Here is a 16,570-nt window from a genome sequence, read left to right on the forward strand (position 1 = left end):
GTGCATGTTATCGATACGCCGACCGCCGCGGGCGAGCCGACGCACCCTCTCGAGCTTAACCGAGCCCGGCTTCCGCGAGCTGCCGGTTGATGCTCTCGGCGAGCTTGTCGAGCCCCTCATCGACCGGCACCTCCTTCGCCACCATTTTCTGCAGCGTCGCTGCCCATTCGGTGGTGAGGTCGAAGAAGAGCGGCTGGGCAGTGAAGTGGATCTTCGCGCCGGGTGCGGAAATATCATGCATTTCCACATAGCCCGGATAGCTCTTGTTCAGCCGTTCGCGGAAGATTTCGTCCTTCCAGACCGAAGCACGGACCGGGTTGACGAAGTCCATCTTCGTCGCACCGAAGATCGCGTGCTCCAGACCGGTTGCCCATTGCAGGAAATACCAGGTCGCGTCCTTGTCCTTGGAGAAGTTGGACATCGACAGCGACCAGATCCAGATGTTCGGCGTTGGCGCGGTGGCGGCCGGATTGGCGGCGAAAGGCGCGTAAGCGAGCTTGCCCGCCATCTTGTTGTCGCCGCCGTTCATGAAATAGCCGAGGATATCGGCGTCGTAGATCATGGCGGAAGCGCCGGCGCCGAGGTCGGTGCCGACCTGATACCAGGTATAGGTCGACCAGTCCTTCGGACCGCTTTCCTGAATCATCTGCACCCATTTGGCGTGGAAGGCCTTCGATTCCGGCGTGTTCATCGCGGCAGAAAGCTTGCCGTCGGCCGAGACGTTCAGATCCTTCTGGCCGAAATTGGCATAGCCGGAAAGGAAGCCCGGATGGATCGTCGCCCAGGAGCGCGAGCCGCGCACGCCGATGCCGTAGACACCGCCACCGACATCCTTGGTGAGCTTCGCTGCAGTTACCAGAAGCTCATCGAGGTTCTTCGGAACGCTGACCCCGACCTTGTCGAACATCTCCTTGTTATAGGAGAGGTTGTTCTGCTCGTAGCCCCACGGAATGCACCACTGCTTGGCATCTTCCGAACCGAGCGCCCCGCCCGGCTGGCCATTCCAGGCGCAGGATGCCTTGACGCCCGGCAGGAAGTCGTCCCACCCATATTGCGGGTTGGTCTTCGACGGATCCTTGATCCATTCGTTGAGGTCGGTGATCCAGCCGGCCGGACCATAGGTCCAGGTCATATAGGCGCCGGTCATGAAGGCATCGTACTCCGACGAGCTCGATGAGAGCGCCGCCGTCACCTTGTCGAAATAGACGTCCTCGGGGAAGACGTCATAGGTGACTTCGATGCCGGTCAGATCCTTGAAGGTCTGAAGATTTGCAATCATCGCATCGGCATAGGGGTGCTTGTTCAGAAGCAGCTTCAGCGATTTGCCCGAATGCGCCTTCCAGTCGAAATCGGCTGCGAGCGCCTGCGTCGACATCATGTTGAACAGGGTGCCGGCGGTGCCTGCCGTCAAGCCTGCCGCGCCGAGACCTTTCAACAGGCCGCGACGGTCCACCTCTCCGCGCAGGAATGCGCTAATGAGGTCTTTCTCCTTATCGTACATCTGTTCTCTCCTCCACTAAGGGTAGAACTGCTCGACTGAGCTGGCCGGCTACCCCAACCGGTATTGCCTCCCTGGACCTCGCGCGTCGGCTCTCTGCCGCCGTGTGGGTTCCGCATATTCTCAGGCGACGAGCGCTTGCGCGGTGCGCTCGTCGGTAATGAGCCCGCTCAGGAATCCGCTTTCGAGCACCGCGCGAATGGCGCGCGCCTTGATCCTTCCGCCCGCGACCGCCACGGCGCGGCGGTTCTTCAGGTCCTCGCGGCCAAGTGTAAAGGTGCGATTGGAGAGCGCCGTCTCGATCGGCCGGCCCTTCTCGTCGAAGAAGTGGCCGAGCAATTCGCCCATGCCGCCGCCCTTCTGGATTTCCTCGATCTCGCTCATCTCGATCATGCCGGTCGCCACCAGCGACGCCTCACGCTCCGCCGTGCCGATGCCGACCATCAGAAGATCGGCCGATTTCGCGAGATCGAAAACTTCGCGTACGCCGCGCTGGCTGAAAAGAACGTCGCGGTCCTCCACCGTGTTGGCGAAGAAAGGCACCGGCATCACAAAGGCCTCGGCGCCGGTGCGTTCCGCCAGGCGATGGATCACGTCATGCGGATTGGCGGAGAATTTGCGGGTGAGACCGCCGAGCAAGGAGACGAAGCGGGTGTTGTTGCCTGGAGTGCGCGGCAGGTATTCGACGCAGGCCGCGAGCGTACGCCCATGGCCGACGCCGATCAGCGCCGTTTCGCCGCGTTCGATCTCGCGCCTCAGGAATTGTGCGCCCGAGATCCCGAGCGCCTTCAGCGGCAGGTCGTCGCTGTCGAAATCGGGAACAACCTCGCAATAGTCGAGGCCGTATCGGCTTGAAAGCCTCTGCTCCAGCTCGACGCATTCGGAGACGTCGCCGTCGATATAGACCTTCACCAGACCTTCCTGGTTCGCCTTCATGATCAGCCGGTGCGCTTTGAGCGACGTGAGACCGAGACGCTTGGCGACCTCCGCCTGAGTCAATCCACCGGCGTAATGCAGCCACGCCGCGCGCGTCGCCATGCTCGCCTCGTCGTCGCGGACTGCCATTCCCCCGATGAATGCCATCGTCTCCACCCATGCTGCGCTGCATGAAAAATTTTGCGGCGCATGAAATTTTTATCAGATATGAAATAATTTTCACGGCATGAAAAAATTGTCAAGCGCGACATGGTTGCGCCTCCGCAAAAAAGCCGCCTCCTTTGTCCGGCGGCAGCAGCTTCGCGGCTACGGGTCAGAAAAGAACACGTGATTTCAAAAGCTTGGCGGATTTGTCGAGTTACGGGGCTCGGATCAGCGGAATCGCGGCTTCGGCCGCCCTGAACCGGTGGTTCGGGTTTCTCTCGAGAATGAGACCGGCTCACGGTGTCAGTGGCCGAGATTCTTGATGTAAAGCGAGAGCAGTTGCGTCTGCGAGGAGATGCCGAGCTTGCGATAAACGTTGCGGCGGTGGACTTTGACCGTGCCGGTCGAGATACCGAGCTTCAATCCGATCGATTCGGATGAATGCCCCTGGAGCACGAGTTCGATGATCGCTGCCTCGCGCTCGGTCAGATTGAGGTGCTGCCAGACGCCGTCGGCCGGCGGATGCACAGCCTTGCGCCGGGTTCGTCCGGTTCTCGCGAGCGCCGCGTCGAAGCGGCGGTCGAGCTCGCCCCAATGATGACGAACCAGTGCCGCAACCAGCGGCTCCACCTTCCTGAGCAAGGCAAATTCCACCCCGCTGAACGCGCCGGTCGCCTCACGCCGCATGAGCGAAAGCACCACGGTGACCTGGTCCCTGACCGGAACGAAAAAGCCCACCTCTTCGGCAAGCCCTGTCTGGACATAATAGGTGCGATAATATTCGCTGGAGAAGAAACGGTCGGGCGCGAGTTCCCGCATCCGCCACACGCCGGGCTTCGGCGCGCATGCGGCGTGGTAGAACGGGTCGAGCAGATAGGGTCCGGCCTGATAGAGGCTCACGAAGAGCACGTGGTCCTTGGCGTCGAAGGTGCTGTAGAGATCGATCGGCCGCTCCTTGCCTCGATAGGCGAAGACGACGACGTAGTCAAAGCTCATCAGGGTCGACACCAGCAGCCGGAAGGTGCTGCCGACCGCCTGGTCGTCCATAGGCGCGCCGCTGATCAGCGGCGACAAGGCTTGAAAAAGTCTCTCGAGGTCGATGACCAAACCGTTCCCCCGCCGCTACTGTTGCAGGGTATACTCCTTCCACGAGGCAATCTGCGGTGAAATACCTCTCTTGGGGTATATACCGGCTCGGTAACCTTTGACTAGGCTACCTGACAATGACGGTGGGAAGCGCCGGCGCAAAACCGCGAGCGATTCCAAAAACAACCGCAGGGAACAGACGTGACATCCGCTTCGACGAACGACATCGAATTCCGTTCGGTCGCCAAACGCTATGGCAGCGTGACGGCCGTGTCGGACATCAACCTCGCGGTGCCGCAGGGTGCCTTCGTGGCGCTGCTTGGACCTTCCGGCTGCGGTAAGACCACATGCCTGCGCATGATCGGGGGCTTCGAACAACCGAGCGAGGGCATGGTCTATATCGGCGGCCAGCCGATGAACGGCGTGCCGGCCTACCGCCGGCCAGTCAACATGGTCTTCCAGCAATATGCCCTCTTCCCGCATCTCGATGTCGAGCAGAACGTCGCCTATGGCTTGAAGCAGATGCGCCCGCGCGCCGCCACCGCCGAGATCGTGCGCCGCACGCAGGAGGCGCTCGAAATGGTTCGCCTCGGCGGCTTCGGCAAGCGCCGTATCCACGAGATGTCCGGCGGCCAGCAGCAGCGCGTGGCGCTCGCCCGCGCCATCGTCAACAAGCCGAAGGTGCTGCTCCTCGACGAGCCGCTCGCGGCGCTCGACAAGAAGCTGCGCACCGCCATGCAGATCGAGCTTCAGAGCCTGCAGCGCGAGCTCGGCATCACCTTCCTCCTCGTCACACACGATCAGGAAGAGGCGCTTTCGATGAGCGATCTCGTCTGCGTCATGAGCACCGGCCGCGTCGTGCAGATGGGACCGCCGCAGGAGATCTACGATCGCCCGGCAAGTCTGTTCGTCGCCGATTTCGTCGGCAAGACCAACCGCATCGCCGCCACGATCGAACCGGGCGCAGGCTCGGTGCGGCTTGCCAACGGCGTCGGTCTTTCAAAACCTGCGCGCGCCAACGGCACGGTCGGGGCTGCCATGGTCGCCGTGCGGCCGGAAGCGATCAGCCTCGTCCGAAATGGCACTGCAACACTGCAGGGGACGGTGACACACCGCATGTTTCTGGGTTCTACCGTAGAATACTCGGTCGAAGTCGAGGGCCTTGGTGATTTCCTCGTCACTGCCGACCGGCGCAATGAAAGCGAACTTGCCGAGCCCGGTGAACGGATCGGGCTCAACTTCGATCCGAACGCAATGCATGTCTTCCCGGCCTGAACGACCGGTCTGCCGCAATCAATGCACATCAACGATAAGGGAACAGCATTATGACCAAGTGGTACAGAGACAATGCCCCGATTACCGCGGACAGGCTCGCCGACGAGTTGATGCGCCTGAAGCGCGGCTCGGTTACCCGCCGCCATTTCCTCGGCGTCACCGGTCTCGGCCTGGCGACGGCCGTACTCGCGCGCCAGCCTGGTCTCTTCAATTCGACCGCATTCGCCGAGGAGCTCGGCACGCAGATGTCGATCGCGACCTGGCCGAACTATCATGATCCCGCCACCTTCGAGGCCTTCACGGCCGCGACAGGTGTTGCCGTCGAAGTCAACGTCTTCGGCTCGAACGAGGAGATGCTGGCGAAGCTGCAGGCCGGCGGTACCGGCTGGGACCTCTTCGTGCCCACCAACTACACGATCTCCACCTATGTGAAGCTCGGCCTCATCGACGAACTCGATATGGCGAAACTGCCGAAGTACGACGCCTCGACCGAGAACCCGCGCTTCACCAATGAAGGCATCGTCGACGGCAAGACCTATGCCGTGCCGAAGAACTGGGGAACGACCGGCATCGCGGTGAACTCCAGCAAGATCAAGACGCCGGTAGCGAGCTGGAAGGACTTCTTCGAGGTCGCGATGACCGAGGCCGACGGCCGCACTATGGTGCACGACTATCAGCTCACCACCATCGGCAATGCCCTGGTCTCGCTCGGCTTTTCTTTCAACTCGGTCAAGCCCGAAGAACTCGCCAAGGCCGAAGAGCTCCTGATCAAGGTGAAGCCGCATCTCTACGCGATCAACAGCGACTACCAGCCAGCAATGCGGGCGACCGACGCCTGGATGACGATGTGCTGGACCAATGACGGTGCCCAGCTCAACCGCGATATGCCGGAAATCAAGTTCGTACTCGGCAAGGACGGCGGCGAGATCTGGTCGGACTTCTACGCGATCCCGAACAGTGCGGCCAACAAAGCGGCTGGATATGCACTGCTCAACTACCTGATGGCGCCTGAAAACGCCGTCAAGGAGCACATCGCCAACGGGGCGCCGACGACCGACAGCCGGGTCATGAAGCTGCTGCCGGCGGAAGTGACGTCCAACAAGATCGTCTATCCGGACGAGGCCGCGCTGACCCCGCTCGAATTCGGCGCTGCCGTGACGCTGACGGATCCCGGCCGCGCCGAGCTTATGGCGCGGTTCAAGGCAGCTTGATTTTCGGCTCGGTGGCAAAATTTGCCCCTCGTCCCGCTGCCGCGACCCTCTCCCCGTTTTTGACGGGGAGAAGGTGGCCCGCAGGCCGGATGAGGGGCGGATCTTGAGCCTGCATTCTGACGGACCAACTCCATGCGCGCGGCAATGAACACGAAGAGGAACCTGGTGACGGCGGCGCTGGTTGCGCCGGCGGCCGCGTGGCTGACCGTCTTCCTGGTCCTCCCCTTCATCGCCATGCTTGTCTTCGCCTTCGGCGAGCGGGCGCCCGAAGGCGGATACCAGGTGGCCTTCACCTTCGCTCAGTTCGCCAACCTGCCGACGCGTGCCGCCGCCTTCTGGAATACGCTGCTCCTGGCGCCGACGGGTGCCCTGCTCTGCCTGATCGTGGCCTATCCAGTCGCCTACTATCTGGCCGTTAAGGCGAACCCGCGCTACCGCCTCATCCTCGTCTCTCTCGTCGTGGTGCCCTTCTGGACGAGTCTGCTCGTGCGCACCTATGCCTGGATGTACATTCTCGGCTCGCGCGGCATTCCCAATCTCCTGTCGATGATCGGCATCGAGGACGTCCGCATGCTGAACACGCCCGGGGCCGTGCTGCTCGGCATTGTCTACGGTTATCTGCCGCTGATGATCATGCCGATCTATGTGAGCCTCGAAAGACTCGACCGCCGGCTGCTGGAGGCCTCCGCCGATCTCGGCGCGAAGCCCGTCTCGACCTTTTTCGGCGTCACGCTGCCGCTGTCGCTGCCGGGGGTCATGACCGGTGTCGCGCTCGTCACCATCCTGCTACTCGGCGAATATCTGATCCCGCAGCTCTTGGGCGGCGGCAAGGTCTTCTTCATCGGCAACGCGCTCGTCGACCTCTTCCTGCAATCGCGCAACTGGCCTTTCGGCTCGGCCATCGCCGTCACTCTCGTCGCTGTTGTCGTCGTTGTTCTGATGGTAGCGATGCGGATCGCCTGGAGGGTCGCCGGAACAAGACAGGTGGATCTCGTCTGATGCGCGCCTTCATCTCCTCCGTCTACCTCTTCCTCTATGCACCGATCGCACTGGTCGTGCTCTTCTCCTTCAATGCGGGCCGCAATGCGAGCGAGTTCACCGGCTTTTCGACCGCATGGTATGCCAAGGCGCTGAGTAACACCTTTCTTGTCTCGGCGCTCCAAAACAGCCTGATCATCGCCTTTACGAGCGCCGCACTTGCCGCGGTTTTCGGCACCATGGCCGCGCTTGGCATGGAGCGGTTGAGCTCCCGCATGCGCGCGCTCTTCGATGCACTCTTCGCGGCAGCGATTGTCGTACCCGGCGTCGTGATCGGCATTGCGACGCTGGTCGCGCTCGTCGCGGTATTCTCCTTCGTCAATCCGACAATTGCAGCCCTCTGGCCTGGCGATCAGCCGCCGCGGCTCGGGCTCGGTTATGGCTCGATCATTGCCGCTCACGGGCTCTTCTCGATGGCGCTCGTCGCGATGATCGTCAAGGCGCGCATCGCGAGCCTCGGCCGCGACATCGTTGAGGCCTCGAGCGATCTTTATGCGACGCCGCTCACCACCTTCCGGTTGATCGTGCTACCGCAGATTCTGCCGTCGATTCTCGCGGGCTTTCTGCTCGCCTTCACCTTCTCCTTCGACGATTTCATCATCGCCTTTTTTGTCGCCGGCTCGAAGACGACCCTGCCGATTTATGTCTTCGCCTCGATTCGCCGCGGCGTGACGCCGGAGATCAACGCCATCGCGACGCTCGTGCTGGTCGCCTCGTTGCTCCTGATCCTGACCGCACGGGTGCTCATGCGCGAAAAGAAAAGCAAATCCGGGGAGTGAAACCATGATCCTCAAAGACCGGATCGCGATCGTGACCGGAGCAGGCTCCGGGATCGGCCAGGGGGGTGCCGCCATCATGGCGCGCGAAGGCGCTCATGTGGTGGTCGTCGACCGCAGCGCGACCGCCGCGAACGATACCGTCGCTGCGATTGCCGCCAAGGGCGGCAGTGCCGAGGCGCTCGCGATCGACGTCACGGATGACGACGCCCTGTCGCACGGCATTTCCGACGTCCTTTACCGGCACGGCCGCATCGACATCCTGCACAATCATGCCGGCGCGCAGGTCGCGGGCGACCTCGAGACGGTCGAGGTGGCGGGTTTCGACCGATCCTGGAGCCTCAATGTCCGCGCCCATTTCATGGCCGCCCGCCTGGTGGTGCCGTCGATGAAGGCGGCGCGCCGCGGCGTGATCGTCAACACCTCCTCGTCCTCCGGTGTACTCTATGATCGGGAGATGATCGCCTACACGACCACAAAGCATGCGGTCATCGCCATGACCCGGCAGATGGCCGGCGACTACGCGAAATACGGCGTGCGCGTGAATGCCCTCTGCCCGGGCTGGGTCGATACACCCTTCAACGAGCCCTTCATCGCCCAGATGGGCGGGCGAAGCGCCATCGAGGCTTATATCCGCGAGAGAGTGCCGCTCGGCCGCTGGGCCAGCGTCGACGAAATCGCCGAGTCGATCCTGTACCTCGTCTCCGATCGCTCGTCCTACATGACCGGCCAGATCCTCGTGGTCGACGGCGGCGAGACGGTCGTCTGACACGGCGAGGTATCGCCTCCACCCAGTTTTCGAAAGCGGATGAGAGAGCAAAGCCGTCCTCGTCACTTCGGCGGAAGCGACAGCGCATAGCTGAGCGCCGCCTCAATGAGGCTTCTGCGCAGGGCGTCGTCGCCATAGGTTTTCGCGCCGGCGCGCACCCAGCCATGCATTCGGCGCTCGCCCATCACCATCTGGACGACGCCTGGCAGCTCCAGCGCCCAACCGTCATTGCCCTTGCCCAGCCTCACCAGCATACCGTCCTCGCGCGCGCCGCAGAGGAGGTTGCCGTTGACGAGAAAGGCCAGGCCGCCGAACATCGGCTTCTCGGAAAGCCCCGGCTGATCGCCGAGTTCCTGCCTGACCAACTCCTCAAGCCCCTTATCGCGCATCGATTTTCCTCGCTCTTCCAAGGCTCGCAGCTGAATCATTTTCCGAAAGAGCCGAGTATAAAGCGCTGATTCGATTCGATGTATCGGCCCAGCTGAACCGTCCTCTGAAATTCTTGATTCAGCTCTTGAGCTTCAGACGCCGGCGCGTCTCGCTGGGGCTTTCGCGATAGTGGGCGCGGTAGCTGCGCGAAAACGACGACGACGAATTGAACCCGGAGATCGCTGCGATGTCAGCGAACTCCATCCGCGTTTCGATCACCTTGCGGCGTGCCGCATTGAGCCTCAGCGCCAGATAGTGCTCATGCGGGGCGGCGCCCATCGTCTCCTTGAAGAGGTCTTGCAGATGCCGGGCGCTGACACCCACCCGGCGCGCAAGGCGATGAAGCGTCAGCGGCGCCTCGACCGTTTCCTCCATGAGCTTGACCGCCGCGCCGACGCGCGTATCGAGAATGCGCATATTGCCGATCGCCGGCATCTGCAGCAGGTCGCCACGCGTGCGCTCCTGCTCGTAGATAAAGAGCCGCGACACTTCGAGGGCCAGCGAATAGCCATGCGCCCGACGGATCAGCTCCAGCATCAGGTCCAGCGTCGGCAAGGAGCCGCCGGTGGTGATGCGCTTGCCGTCGATGACAAACCGCTCGCGCACCATGGTCACCTGCGGATAGGCGGCGGCGAAATCCTCGAAATCCTCCCAGTGGGTGGTGGCGGAAAAATTGTCGAGCAGGCTCGTCTCGGCCAGCAGCCAGGACCCGGATTCGATTCCAGCCATTACCTCCCGATATCGAGCCGTCTGCGAGAGCAGCATCTTGAGCTGCGACGTGGCGCTGCACTGCCAATTGTAACTCGACAGCACGAAAAGCGGCGACGTTTCGCGCTGCGGCCGGAACGGCCCCGCGACCGGGATCGGGATGCCGCTCTTCGTCTCGATCGCCTCGCCGTTCGGGCTGAACATCGTCCAGCTATAAAGCGTGCGCCCGGCGATGCGGTTGGCGGCGCGCAGCGGCTCGATGACCGAGGCGACTAGGATCAGATTGGTCTCCGGCAAGACGAGCAGATCGACATGCTGCGCCTGCGAAACGGCGGCTTCCACGGTGTAACTTCCTCCTCCTTCTGCCGAAAATGTATAGAATGGCTCCGAACTTGGAAAGCAGGCTGGCGCTTTCTGGCTCCTAATAGGCTCATCAAAAGGGAGACAGCCATGCCACTCAGCATGAACCGCGAGGTGTTCGTCACCTGTGCCGTCACCGGCGCCGGCGACACCGTTTCGAAATCCCCTCATGTGCCGGTCACGCCGAAACAGATTGCCGAAGCGGCGATTGAAGCTGCCAAGGCGGGCGCCGCGATCGTCCACTGTCACGTCCGCGATCCCGACACCGGCGCACCGACGCGGCGCCGCGATCTCTATAAGGAAGTGACCGACCGCATCCGCTCCGCCGATATCGACGTGGTCCTCAATCTGACCGCCGGCATGGGCGGAGACCTGGTCTTCGGCAATGTCGAGAGCCCCTTCCCGGTCAACGAAAAAGGAACGGACATGGCCGGCGCCACCGAGCGCGTCGCCCACGTGGCCGAATGCCTGCCGGAAATCTGCACGCTCGACTGCGGCACGATGAACTTCTCGCTCGGTGACTACGTTATGACCAATACGCCGTCGATGCTGCGCGAAATGGCACGCCAGATGACGGCACTCGGCGTCCGCCCGGAGATCGAGGCCTTCGACACCGGCCATCTGTGGTTCGCGAAGCAACTCGTCGAGGAAGGCCTGATCGAAGACCCGGTCCTCATCCAGCTCTGTATGGGCATTCCGTGGGGCGCGCCGGACGACCTCAACACCTTCATGGCGATGGTCAACAACGTGCCCTCGAACTGGACCTTCTCGGCCTTTTCGATCGGCCGCAACGCCATGGCCTATCCGGCGGCGGCGATTCTTGCCGGCGGCAACGTCCGCGTCGGCCTCGAGGACAACCTCTATGTCGGCAAGGGCCAACTCGCGACCAATGCCCAACTCGTTGAAAAGGCGGTAGCCGTCGTCGAGAACATGGGCGCCAAGATCATCGGGCCGGAAGAGGTGCGCAACAAGCTGAAGCTGACGAAGCGGTGAAGGGTCCACGGCAATCTCGAACTCCGAGGTTGCCGCGGCGGCAGGGGCGAGCGGCTAAAGAGCGAAGTAGAGGATCCGGAGCCGCCTATCCCTCCCCCTTGTGGGGAGGGTGGCCCGCAGGGCCGGGAGGGGTTCCCACGGTACAACGGGATGGAGAGGGGAGAATGACCACCATCACCAAGGCCGCCTGCATCGGCGGCGGCGTCATCGGCGGGGCCTGGGCGGCGCGCTTCGCGCTTGCCGGCATAGACGTCAACATCTTCGATCCGCATCCGGAAGCCGAGCGGATCATCGGCGAGGTCATGGCCAATGCGGAGCGCGCCTATGGCATGCTGACCATGGCGCCGCTGCCGCCGCGCGGAAAATTCATCTTCTGCAAGAGCATCGAGGAAGCCGTCCAGGACGTTGACTGGATTCAGGAAAGCGTGCCCGAACGATTGGCGCTGAAGCGCGGTGTGATCACCGAGATCGACGCGGCCGCCCGGCCCGACGCGCTCATCGGCTCGTCGACCTCGGGCCTCCTGCCCTCCGACCTCCAGGCCGAGATGAAGCATCCCGAACGCATGTTCGTGGCGCATCCCTACAATCCGGTCTACCTGCTGCCGCTGGTCGAACTCGTCGGCGGCAAGAAGACCGCGCCGGAGACGATCAAGCGCGCCGAGGAAGCAGTTGCCGAGATCGGCATGAAGGGCGTCGTCATCGCCAAGGAGATCGAGGCCTTTGTCGGCGATCGCCTGCTCGAAGCGCTCTGGCGCGAGGCGTTGTGGCTGATCCAGGACGATATCTGCGATACCGAGACGCTCGATAATGTCATGCGCTATTCGTTCGGCATGCGCTGGGCGCAGATGGGGCTCTTCGAGACCTATCGCATCGCTGGCGGCGAGGCCGGCATGCGGCACTTCTTGGCGCAGTTCGGCCCCTGCCTCAAGTGGCCCTGGACCAAGTTCACCGACGTCGTCGACCTCGACGACGCGCTGGTCGAAAAGATCGGCGCGCAGTCGGACGCCCAGGCGGCCGGCCGCTCCATCCGCGAACTCGAACGCATCCGCGACGAGAACCTCGTCGGCATCATGCATGCGCTGAAGGCCAGTAATGGCGGTGAAGGCTGGGGCGCCGGCAAGCTGCTCGCCGATTTCGAGAAACGCCTCTGGGCGAAGGGCGGCAACCAGTCGAAAAGCTACGACGCTTCCGGGCCGCTGCGTCTCGTCGAGACAAAGGTCAATGCCGCCTGGGTCGACTATAACGGTCACATGACCGAGCACCGCTACCTGCAACTCTTCGGCGACACCTCCGACGCGTTGCTCAGACTGATCGGCGTCAACTTCGACTATGTCGAGGCCGGCCACAGCTACTACACCGTCGAGACGCATATCCGCCATCTCGGCGAGGCCAAGCTCGGCCAGGCGCTCTACACGACGCTGCAAGTTCTCGCCTCTGACCAGAAGCGCATCCACTTCTTCACGCGGATCCACGATGCTGGCTCCGATGACGTCATCGCTACTGCCGAGCAGATGATGCTGCACGTTGATGCCGAGGCCGGCAAGTCCGTGCCAGCGCCGGCGGAGGTGCTGGCGAAGCTGAAGCCGATCGCCGACGGGCATGCGAAGCTCAACGTGCCGGAAGGTGCGGGGCGGCATGTGGGGCAGAAGCGGTGAAGGGGATGACGGCGGGGCGACGCCCTCATCCCGCTGCGGCATGTCCCCTCTCCCCGCGCGCGGGGAGAGGGTTAGTCCTCGGGTTAAACTCGAGGAGAGGGACAACCCCGATACGCAGCCGCCAGCGGACCGATGAGGAGCGATCCGCAAGGCGAATGCAGCGGATCAAAATTACGAGGGAGAACAATGAATTTCGCACTGACCGAAGAACAGCAGATGATCGTCGACACGGTCCGCAGCTTCGTCGAAACCGAAATCTATCCGCATGAAAACGAAGTGGAGCGCACCGGCGTCGTGCCGCGCGAGCTGGGCCTCGAGATCGCCCGCAAATGCAAGGAACTCGGCTTCTTCGCCTGCAACTTTCCCGAGGAAGTCGGCGGCGCGGGGCTCGATCACCTGACCTTCACCCTGGTCGAGCGCGAGCTCGGGCGCGGTTCGATGGGGCTCACCGTCTTCTTCGGCCGCCCCTCCGGCATTCTGATGGCCTGCAATGAGGAGCAGCGCGAGCGGTACCTCTTGCCGGCGGTCCGGGGCGACAAGTTCGACGCGCTCGCCATGACTGAGCCGGACGCCGGCTCCGATGTCCGCGGCATGAAATGCTTCGCGAGGCAGGACGGCGACGACTGGGTCGTCAATGGCACGAAGCACTTCATCAGCCACGCCGACATCGCCGATTTCGTCATTGTGTTCATCGCTACCGGCGAGGAGCAGACGCCACGCGGGCCGAAGAAGAAGATCACCTGCTTCCTGGTCGACCGCGGCACGCCCGGCTTCGAAATCCGCGAAGGCTACAATTCCGTCTCGCATCGCGGCTACAAGAACTGCATCCTGACCTTCGACGACTGCCGGCTCCCCTCCTCGCAGATCCTCGGCGAACTGCACAAGGGCTTTGATCTCGCCAATGACTGGCTCTACGCAACACGGCTGACGGTCGCCGCCACCTCCGTCGGCCGCGCCCGCCGCGCCTTCGATTATGCCCTTTCCTATGCGGCCGAGCGCAAGCAGTTCGGCAAGCCGATCGGCGCCAACCAGGGCGTCTCCTTCAAGCTCGCCGACATGATCACCGAGATCGACGCCGCCGATCTTCTGACGCTATCCGCCGCCTGGCGGCTCGACCAGGGTCTGCCCTCGAACCGCGAGATCGCCTCGGCAAAGGTCTTTGCCACAGAAATGCTTGCCCGCGTTACCGACGAGGCGATCCAGATCTATGGCGGCATGGGGCTCATGGATGACCTGCCGCTCGCCCGCTTCTGGCGCGACGCCCGCGTCGAGCGCATCTGGGACGGCACCTCGGAAATCCAGCGGCACATCATCAGCCGCGACCTGCTGCGGCCGCTGGGGGCTTGAACGATGGGCGAACTTCCGCAAATTACCCCCCTCTGCCCTGCCGGGCATCTTCCCCACAAGGGGGGAGATCGGCAAGACGCAGCCGCCCAGCTTCCTTTTCAGAGAACCGTCTCGACCGCCCGCCGTACATCGAGAATATTCCAGCGCTCCTCGGCGGTCGCTGACGGGCAAGGACAGCGCCCCAACCAATCTCCCCCCTTGTGGGGGAGATGCCCGGCAGGGCAGAGGGGGGTGCGCTGCGGATGGCGCCCCCCCGGCGCACTCAACGGGGGCGCGGCATGACCACCCCTCCCCGTTCCCACGATCGCCTGATCCGCCCCCGCTCGATCGCCGTTTTTGGCGGCAAGGAGGCGCGGCGCGTCATCGAGCAATGCGACAAGATGGGCTTTGCCGGCACGATCTGGCCGGTCCACCCCCGCGAAGAAGAAATCCTCGGCCGCCGCTGCTACCGCTCGGTCGCGGACCTGCCGGAAGCGCCGGATGCCTCCTTCGTCGGCGTCAACCGGGCGCTTACCATCGAGATCATCCGCGACCTCGCCGCGCGCGGCGCCGGCGGTGCCGTCTGTTACGCTTCCGGCTTTCGCGAGGCGGCAAACGAGCTTGCCGACGGCAACGACCTGCAGGAAGCGCTGGTCGCCGCCGCCGGCGACATGCCGATCGTCGGGCCAAATTGCTACGGCTTCATCAACATGCTGGATGGCGCGCTGCTCTGGCCGGACCAGCATGGCATGTTGCGGGTGGAGCGTGGCGTCGCGGTGCTCACGCAATCCTCCAACATTGCCTGCAACATCTCCATGCAGAAGCGCGGCCTTCCCCTCGCCTATGTCATGACCGCCGGCAACCAGGCGCAGACCGGACTTTCCGATATCGCTTGCGCGGTGCTCGAGGACCCGCGCGTCACCGCCGTCGGCCTTCACATTGAAGGCTTTGACAGCATCGAGGCGTTGGAGCGGCTCGCAACCCGCGCGCGCGAACTGCGCAAACCAGTCGTGACGCTGAAGGTCGGCAAGTCGGAGGCCGCGCAAGCCGCGACCGTCTCCCACACCGCCTCTCTCGCCGGCAATGACCGCGTCTCCTCGGCCCTGCTCGCCCGACTTGGCATCGGCCGCGTTGATACGCTGCCGGAGCTTCTCGAAACCTTGAAGCTTCTGCATCTTCATGGTCCCCTCCCCAACGCCGACATCTCCTCAATGAGCTGTTCCGGTGGTGAAGCCTCGCTGATGGCGGACGCCGGCGTCCGGCGCAGCGTCAACTTCCGCCCGCTCAAGGAAGAACAACGCCGGCCGCTTCGCGAAAGTCTCGGCGAGATGGTGACCATCGCCAATCCGCTCGACTATCACACCTTCGTCTGGGGCAATCGGGAGAAGCAGACGGCCGCCTTCGCCGCGATGATGCGGGGCGGCTATGCGTTGAACCTGATCGTGCTCGATTTCCCACGGCTCGACCGCTGCGATGCCGCCGACTGGGTGACGACCTGCGAAGCGGTGATCGACGCGGCGGACGCGACCGGCGCGGTTGCCGGCATCGTCGCAAGCCTTGGCGAGAACATGCCGGAGGAAACCGCGCTTTCCCTGATGGCGGCAGGCGTAGTGCCCTTCTTCGGCATCGATGAGGCGCTCGCCGCCGCCGAGACCGCGGCAGCAATCGGTGCGTCCTGGGCAAGGGCGGCTGCGCCTCCCCTGCTTCAGGTCCGCCCGGATACCGGAGACGCTGTCACGCTGACCGAGGCGGAAGCGAAGAGTGAGCTATCCGCCTCGGGCATAGCCGTTCCCAACGGCATCACCGCCGCTACGGCGGAACAAGCAGCCGATGCGGCCGAAACCCTCGGTTTCCCGGTCGTGCTCAAGGGCCTGGGTGTCGCCCACAAGACCGAGGCCGGTGCGGTCAAGCTTAATCTCGCAAGTCGCGACGAGGTACTCGCCGCGGCCCAGGGCATGGCCTCAGTCGCCTCCGGCTATCTCGTCGAAAAGATGATTGCCAAGCCTGTCGCCGAGCTGATCGTCGGGGCAATGCGCGATCCCGTCGCAGGCCCGGTGCTGACCATCGGCGCCGGCGGAATTCTCGTCGAGCTGCTGGAAGACTCCGCAATACTGACGCTGCCGACGACCGAAGAGGCGATCGGCGAGGCAATCGCGGGCCTCAAGAGTCACAAACTACTGGATGGCTATCGCGGCGGTCCAAAGGGAGATGTCGCCGCCTTGATAAGGACTGTCGCTGCCGTGGCATCCTATGTCGTTGCAAACGCTTCCAAACTCGAAGAACTCGATATCAATCCTATAATGGTGTTGCCGGAGGGCCAGGGAGCCGTTGCCGCCGATGCCTTGATCCGCCGGAGGAAATGACGC

The 16,570-nt window shown here is 63.3% G+C and carries 14 protein-coding genes; 9 read left to right on the forward strand and 5 right to left on the reverse strand.

What is annotated here, in order from left to right; genetic code table 11:
• Positions 1–55 precede the first annotated feature (55 nt).
• The 3 genes from AYK65_RS10970 to AYK65_RS10980 form a co-directional block, all read right to left on the reverse strand.
• Positions 56–1,501, reverse strand: a complete 1,446-nt coding sequence (locus tag AYK65_RS10970; protein WP_026617843.1) for an ABC transporter substrate-binding protein — start codon at positions 1,499–1,501, stop codon at positions 56–58.
• A gap of 120 nt (positions 1,502–1,621) precedes the next feature.
• Positions 1,622–2,581 carry a sugar-binding transcriptional regulator gene (locus AYK65_RS10975; RefSeq protein ID WP_026617844.1) on the reverse strand — a complete coding sequence of 320 codons (960 nt, stop codon included), beginning with the start codon at positions 2,579–2,581 and terminating at the stop codon, positions 1,622–1,624.
• A gap of 300 nt (positions 2,582–2,881) precedes the next feature.
• Positions 2,882–3,685 carry a helix-turn-helix transcriptional regulator gene (locus AYK65_RS10980; protein ID WP_081158335.1) on the reverse strand — a complete coding sequence of 268 codons (804 nt, stop codon included), beginning with the start codon at positions 3,683–3,685 and terminating at the stop codon, positions 2,882–2,884.
• 180 nt (positions 3,686–3,865) lie between these two features.
• On the opposite strand from AYK65_RS10980, the gene AYK65_RS10985 reads away from it, so the two are divergent.
• The 5 genes from AYK65_RS10985 (at position 3,866) to AYK65_RS11005 (ending at position 8,733) form a co-directional block, all read left to right on the forward strand.
• Positions 3,866–4,939: an ABC transporter ATP-binding protein gene (locus tag AYK65_RS10985; protein ID WP_081158336.1), complete on the forward strand. Its 1,074-nt coding sequence runs from the start codon at positions 3,866–3,868 to the stop codon at positions 4,937–4,939.
• Between the two features lie 50 nt (positions 4,940–4,989).
• Entirely contained in the window at positions 4,990–6,150 is a 1,161-nt protein-coding gene (locus tag AYK65_RS10990) for a polyamine ABC transporter substrate-binding protein (protein WP_081158337.1), read from the forward strand.
• 132 nt (positions 6,151–6,282) lie between these two features.
• Positions 6,283–7,149: an ABC transporter permease gene (locus AYK65_RS10995; RefSeq protein ID WP_046118833.1), complete on the forward strand. Its 867-nt coding sequence runs from the start codon at positions 6,283–6,285 to the stop codon at positions 7,147–7,149.
• Positions 7,149–7,967 carry an ABC transporter permease gene (locus AYK65_RS11000; RefSeq protein WP_081158338.1) on the forward strand — a complete coding sequence of 273 codons (819 nt, stop codon included), beginning with the start codon at positions 7,149–7,151 and terminating at the stop codon, positions 7,965–7,967. Before AYK65_RS10995 ends, AYK65_RS11000 begins: the two co-directional genes overlap by 1 nt.
• 4 nt (positions 7,968–7,971) lie before the next feature.
• On the forward strand, positions 7,972–8,733 hold the full coding sequence (locus AYK65_RS11005) for an SDR family NAD(P)-dependent oxidoreductase (protein ID WP_026617850.1): 762 nt from the start codon (positions 7,972–7,974) through the stop codon (positions 8,731–8,733).
• Between the two features lie 62 nt (positions 8,734–8,795).
• Here the strand turns inward: AYK65_RS11005 and AYK65_RS11010 are convergent, their stop codons facing one another.
• Positions 8,796–9,122 carry a TfoX/Sxy family protein gene (locus AYK65_RS11010; RefSeq protein WP_081158339.1) on the reverse strand — a complete coding sequence of 109 codons (327 nt, stop codon included), beginning with the start codon at positions 9,120–9,122 and terminating at the stop codon, positions 8,796–8,798.
• 118 nt (positions 9,123–9,240) lie between these two features.
• Positions 9,241–10,212, reverse strand: a complete 972-nt coding sequence (locus AYK65_RS11015) for a GlxA family transcriptional regulator (protein ID WP_081158340.1) — start codon at positions 10,210–10,212, stop codon at positions 9,241–9,243.
• Between the two features lie 108 nt (positions 10,213–10,320).
• Here AYK65_RS11015 and bcoG point away from each other — a divergent pair, with 108 nt between their 5' ends.
• The 4 genes from bcoG to AYK65_RS11035 all read left to right on the forward strand — a co-directional run bounded on the left by bcoG (position 10,321) and on the right by AYK65_RS11035 (position 16,567).
• Positions 10,321–11,223, forward strand: a complete 903-nt coding sequence (bcoG, locus tag AYK65_RS11020) for a 3-dehydrocarnitine:acetyl-CoA trimethylamine transferase BcoG (RefSeq protein WP_081158341.1) — start codon at positions 10,321–10,323, stop codon at positions 11,221–11,223.
• Positions 11,224–11,387: 164 nt separating this feature from the next.
• On the forward strand, positions 11,388–12,878 hold the full coding sequence (locus tag AYK65_RS11025) for a carnitine 3-dehydrogenase (protein ID WP_081158342.1): 1,491 nt from the start codon (positions 11,388–11,390) through the stop codon (positions 12,876–12,878).
• A gap of 186 nt (positions 12,879–13,064) precedes the next feature.
• Complete coding sequence (locus AYK65_RS11030) at positions 13,065–14,225, forward strand: acyl-CoA dehydrogenase family protein (RefSeq protein WP_081158343.1); 1,161 nt, start codon at positions 13,065–13,067, stop codon at positions 14,223–14,225.
• A gap of 278 nt (positions 14,226–14,503) precedes the next feature.
• Positions 14,504–16,567, forward strand: a complete 2,064-nt coding sequence (locus AYK65_RS11035; protein WP_081158577.1) for an acetate--CoA ligase family protein — start codon at positions 14,504–14,506, stop codon at positions 16,565–16,567.
• Positions 16,568–16,570 lie beyond the last annotated feature (3 nt).

Origin of the sequence: Ensifer aridi (genome assembly GCF_002078505.1) — a bacterium.
Classification (GTDB): Bacteria; Pseudomonadota; Alphaproteobacteria; order Rhizobiales; family Rhizobiaceae; genus Sinorhizobium; species Sinorhizobium aridi.

Bases quoted from the DNA above. Each gene is read 5' to 3' on its own strand.
- AYK65_RS11010 (WP_081158339.1), bottom strand. From the start codon at position 9,122: ATGCGCGATAAGGGGCTTGAGGAGTTGGTCAGGCAGGAACTCGGCGAT.
- AYK65_RS11000 (WP_081158338.1), top strand. From the start codon at position 7,149: ATGCGCGCCTTCATCTCCTCCGTCTACCTCTTCCTCTATGCACCGATC.
- AYK65_RS10970 (WP_026617843.1), bottom strand. From the start codon at position 1,501: ATGTACGATAAGGAGAAAGACCTCATTAGCGCATTCCTGCGCGGAGAG.
- AYK65_RS11005 (WP_026617850.1), top strand. From the start codon at position 7,972: ATGATCCTCAAAGACCGGATCGCGATCGTGACCGGAGCAGGCTCCGGG.
- AYK65_RS10995 (WP_046118833.1), top strand. From the start codon at position 6,283: ATGCGCGCGGCAATGAACACGAAGAGGAACCTGGTGACGGCGGCGCTG.
- AYK65_RS10975 (WP_026617844.1), bottom strand. From the start codon at position 2,581: ATGGCATTCATCGGGGGAATGGCAGTCCGCGACGACGAGGCGAGCATG.
- bcoG (WP_081158341.1), top strand. From the start codon at position 10,321: ATGCCACTCAGCATGAACCGCGAGGTGTTCGTCACCTGTGCCGTCACC.
- AYK65_RS11030 (WP_081158343.1), top strand. From the start codon at position 13,065: ATGAATTTCGCACTGACCGAAGAACAGCAGATGATCGTCGACACGGTC.
- AYK65_RS11035 (WP_081158577.1), top strand. From the start codon at position 14,504: ATGACCACCCCTCCCCGTTCCCACGATCGCCTGATCCGCCCCCGCTCG.
- AYK65_RS11025 (WP_081158342.1), top strand. From the start codon at position 11,388: ATGACCACCATCACCAAGGCCGCCTGCATCGGCGGCGGCGTCATCGGC.
- AYK65_RS10990 (WP_081158337.1), top strand. From the start codon at position 4,990: ATGACCAAGTGGTACAGAGACAATGCCCCGATTACCGCGGACAGGCTC.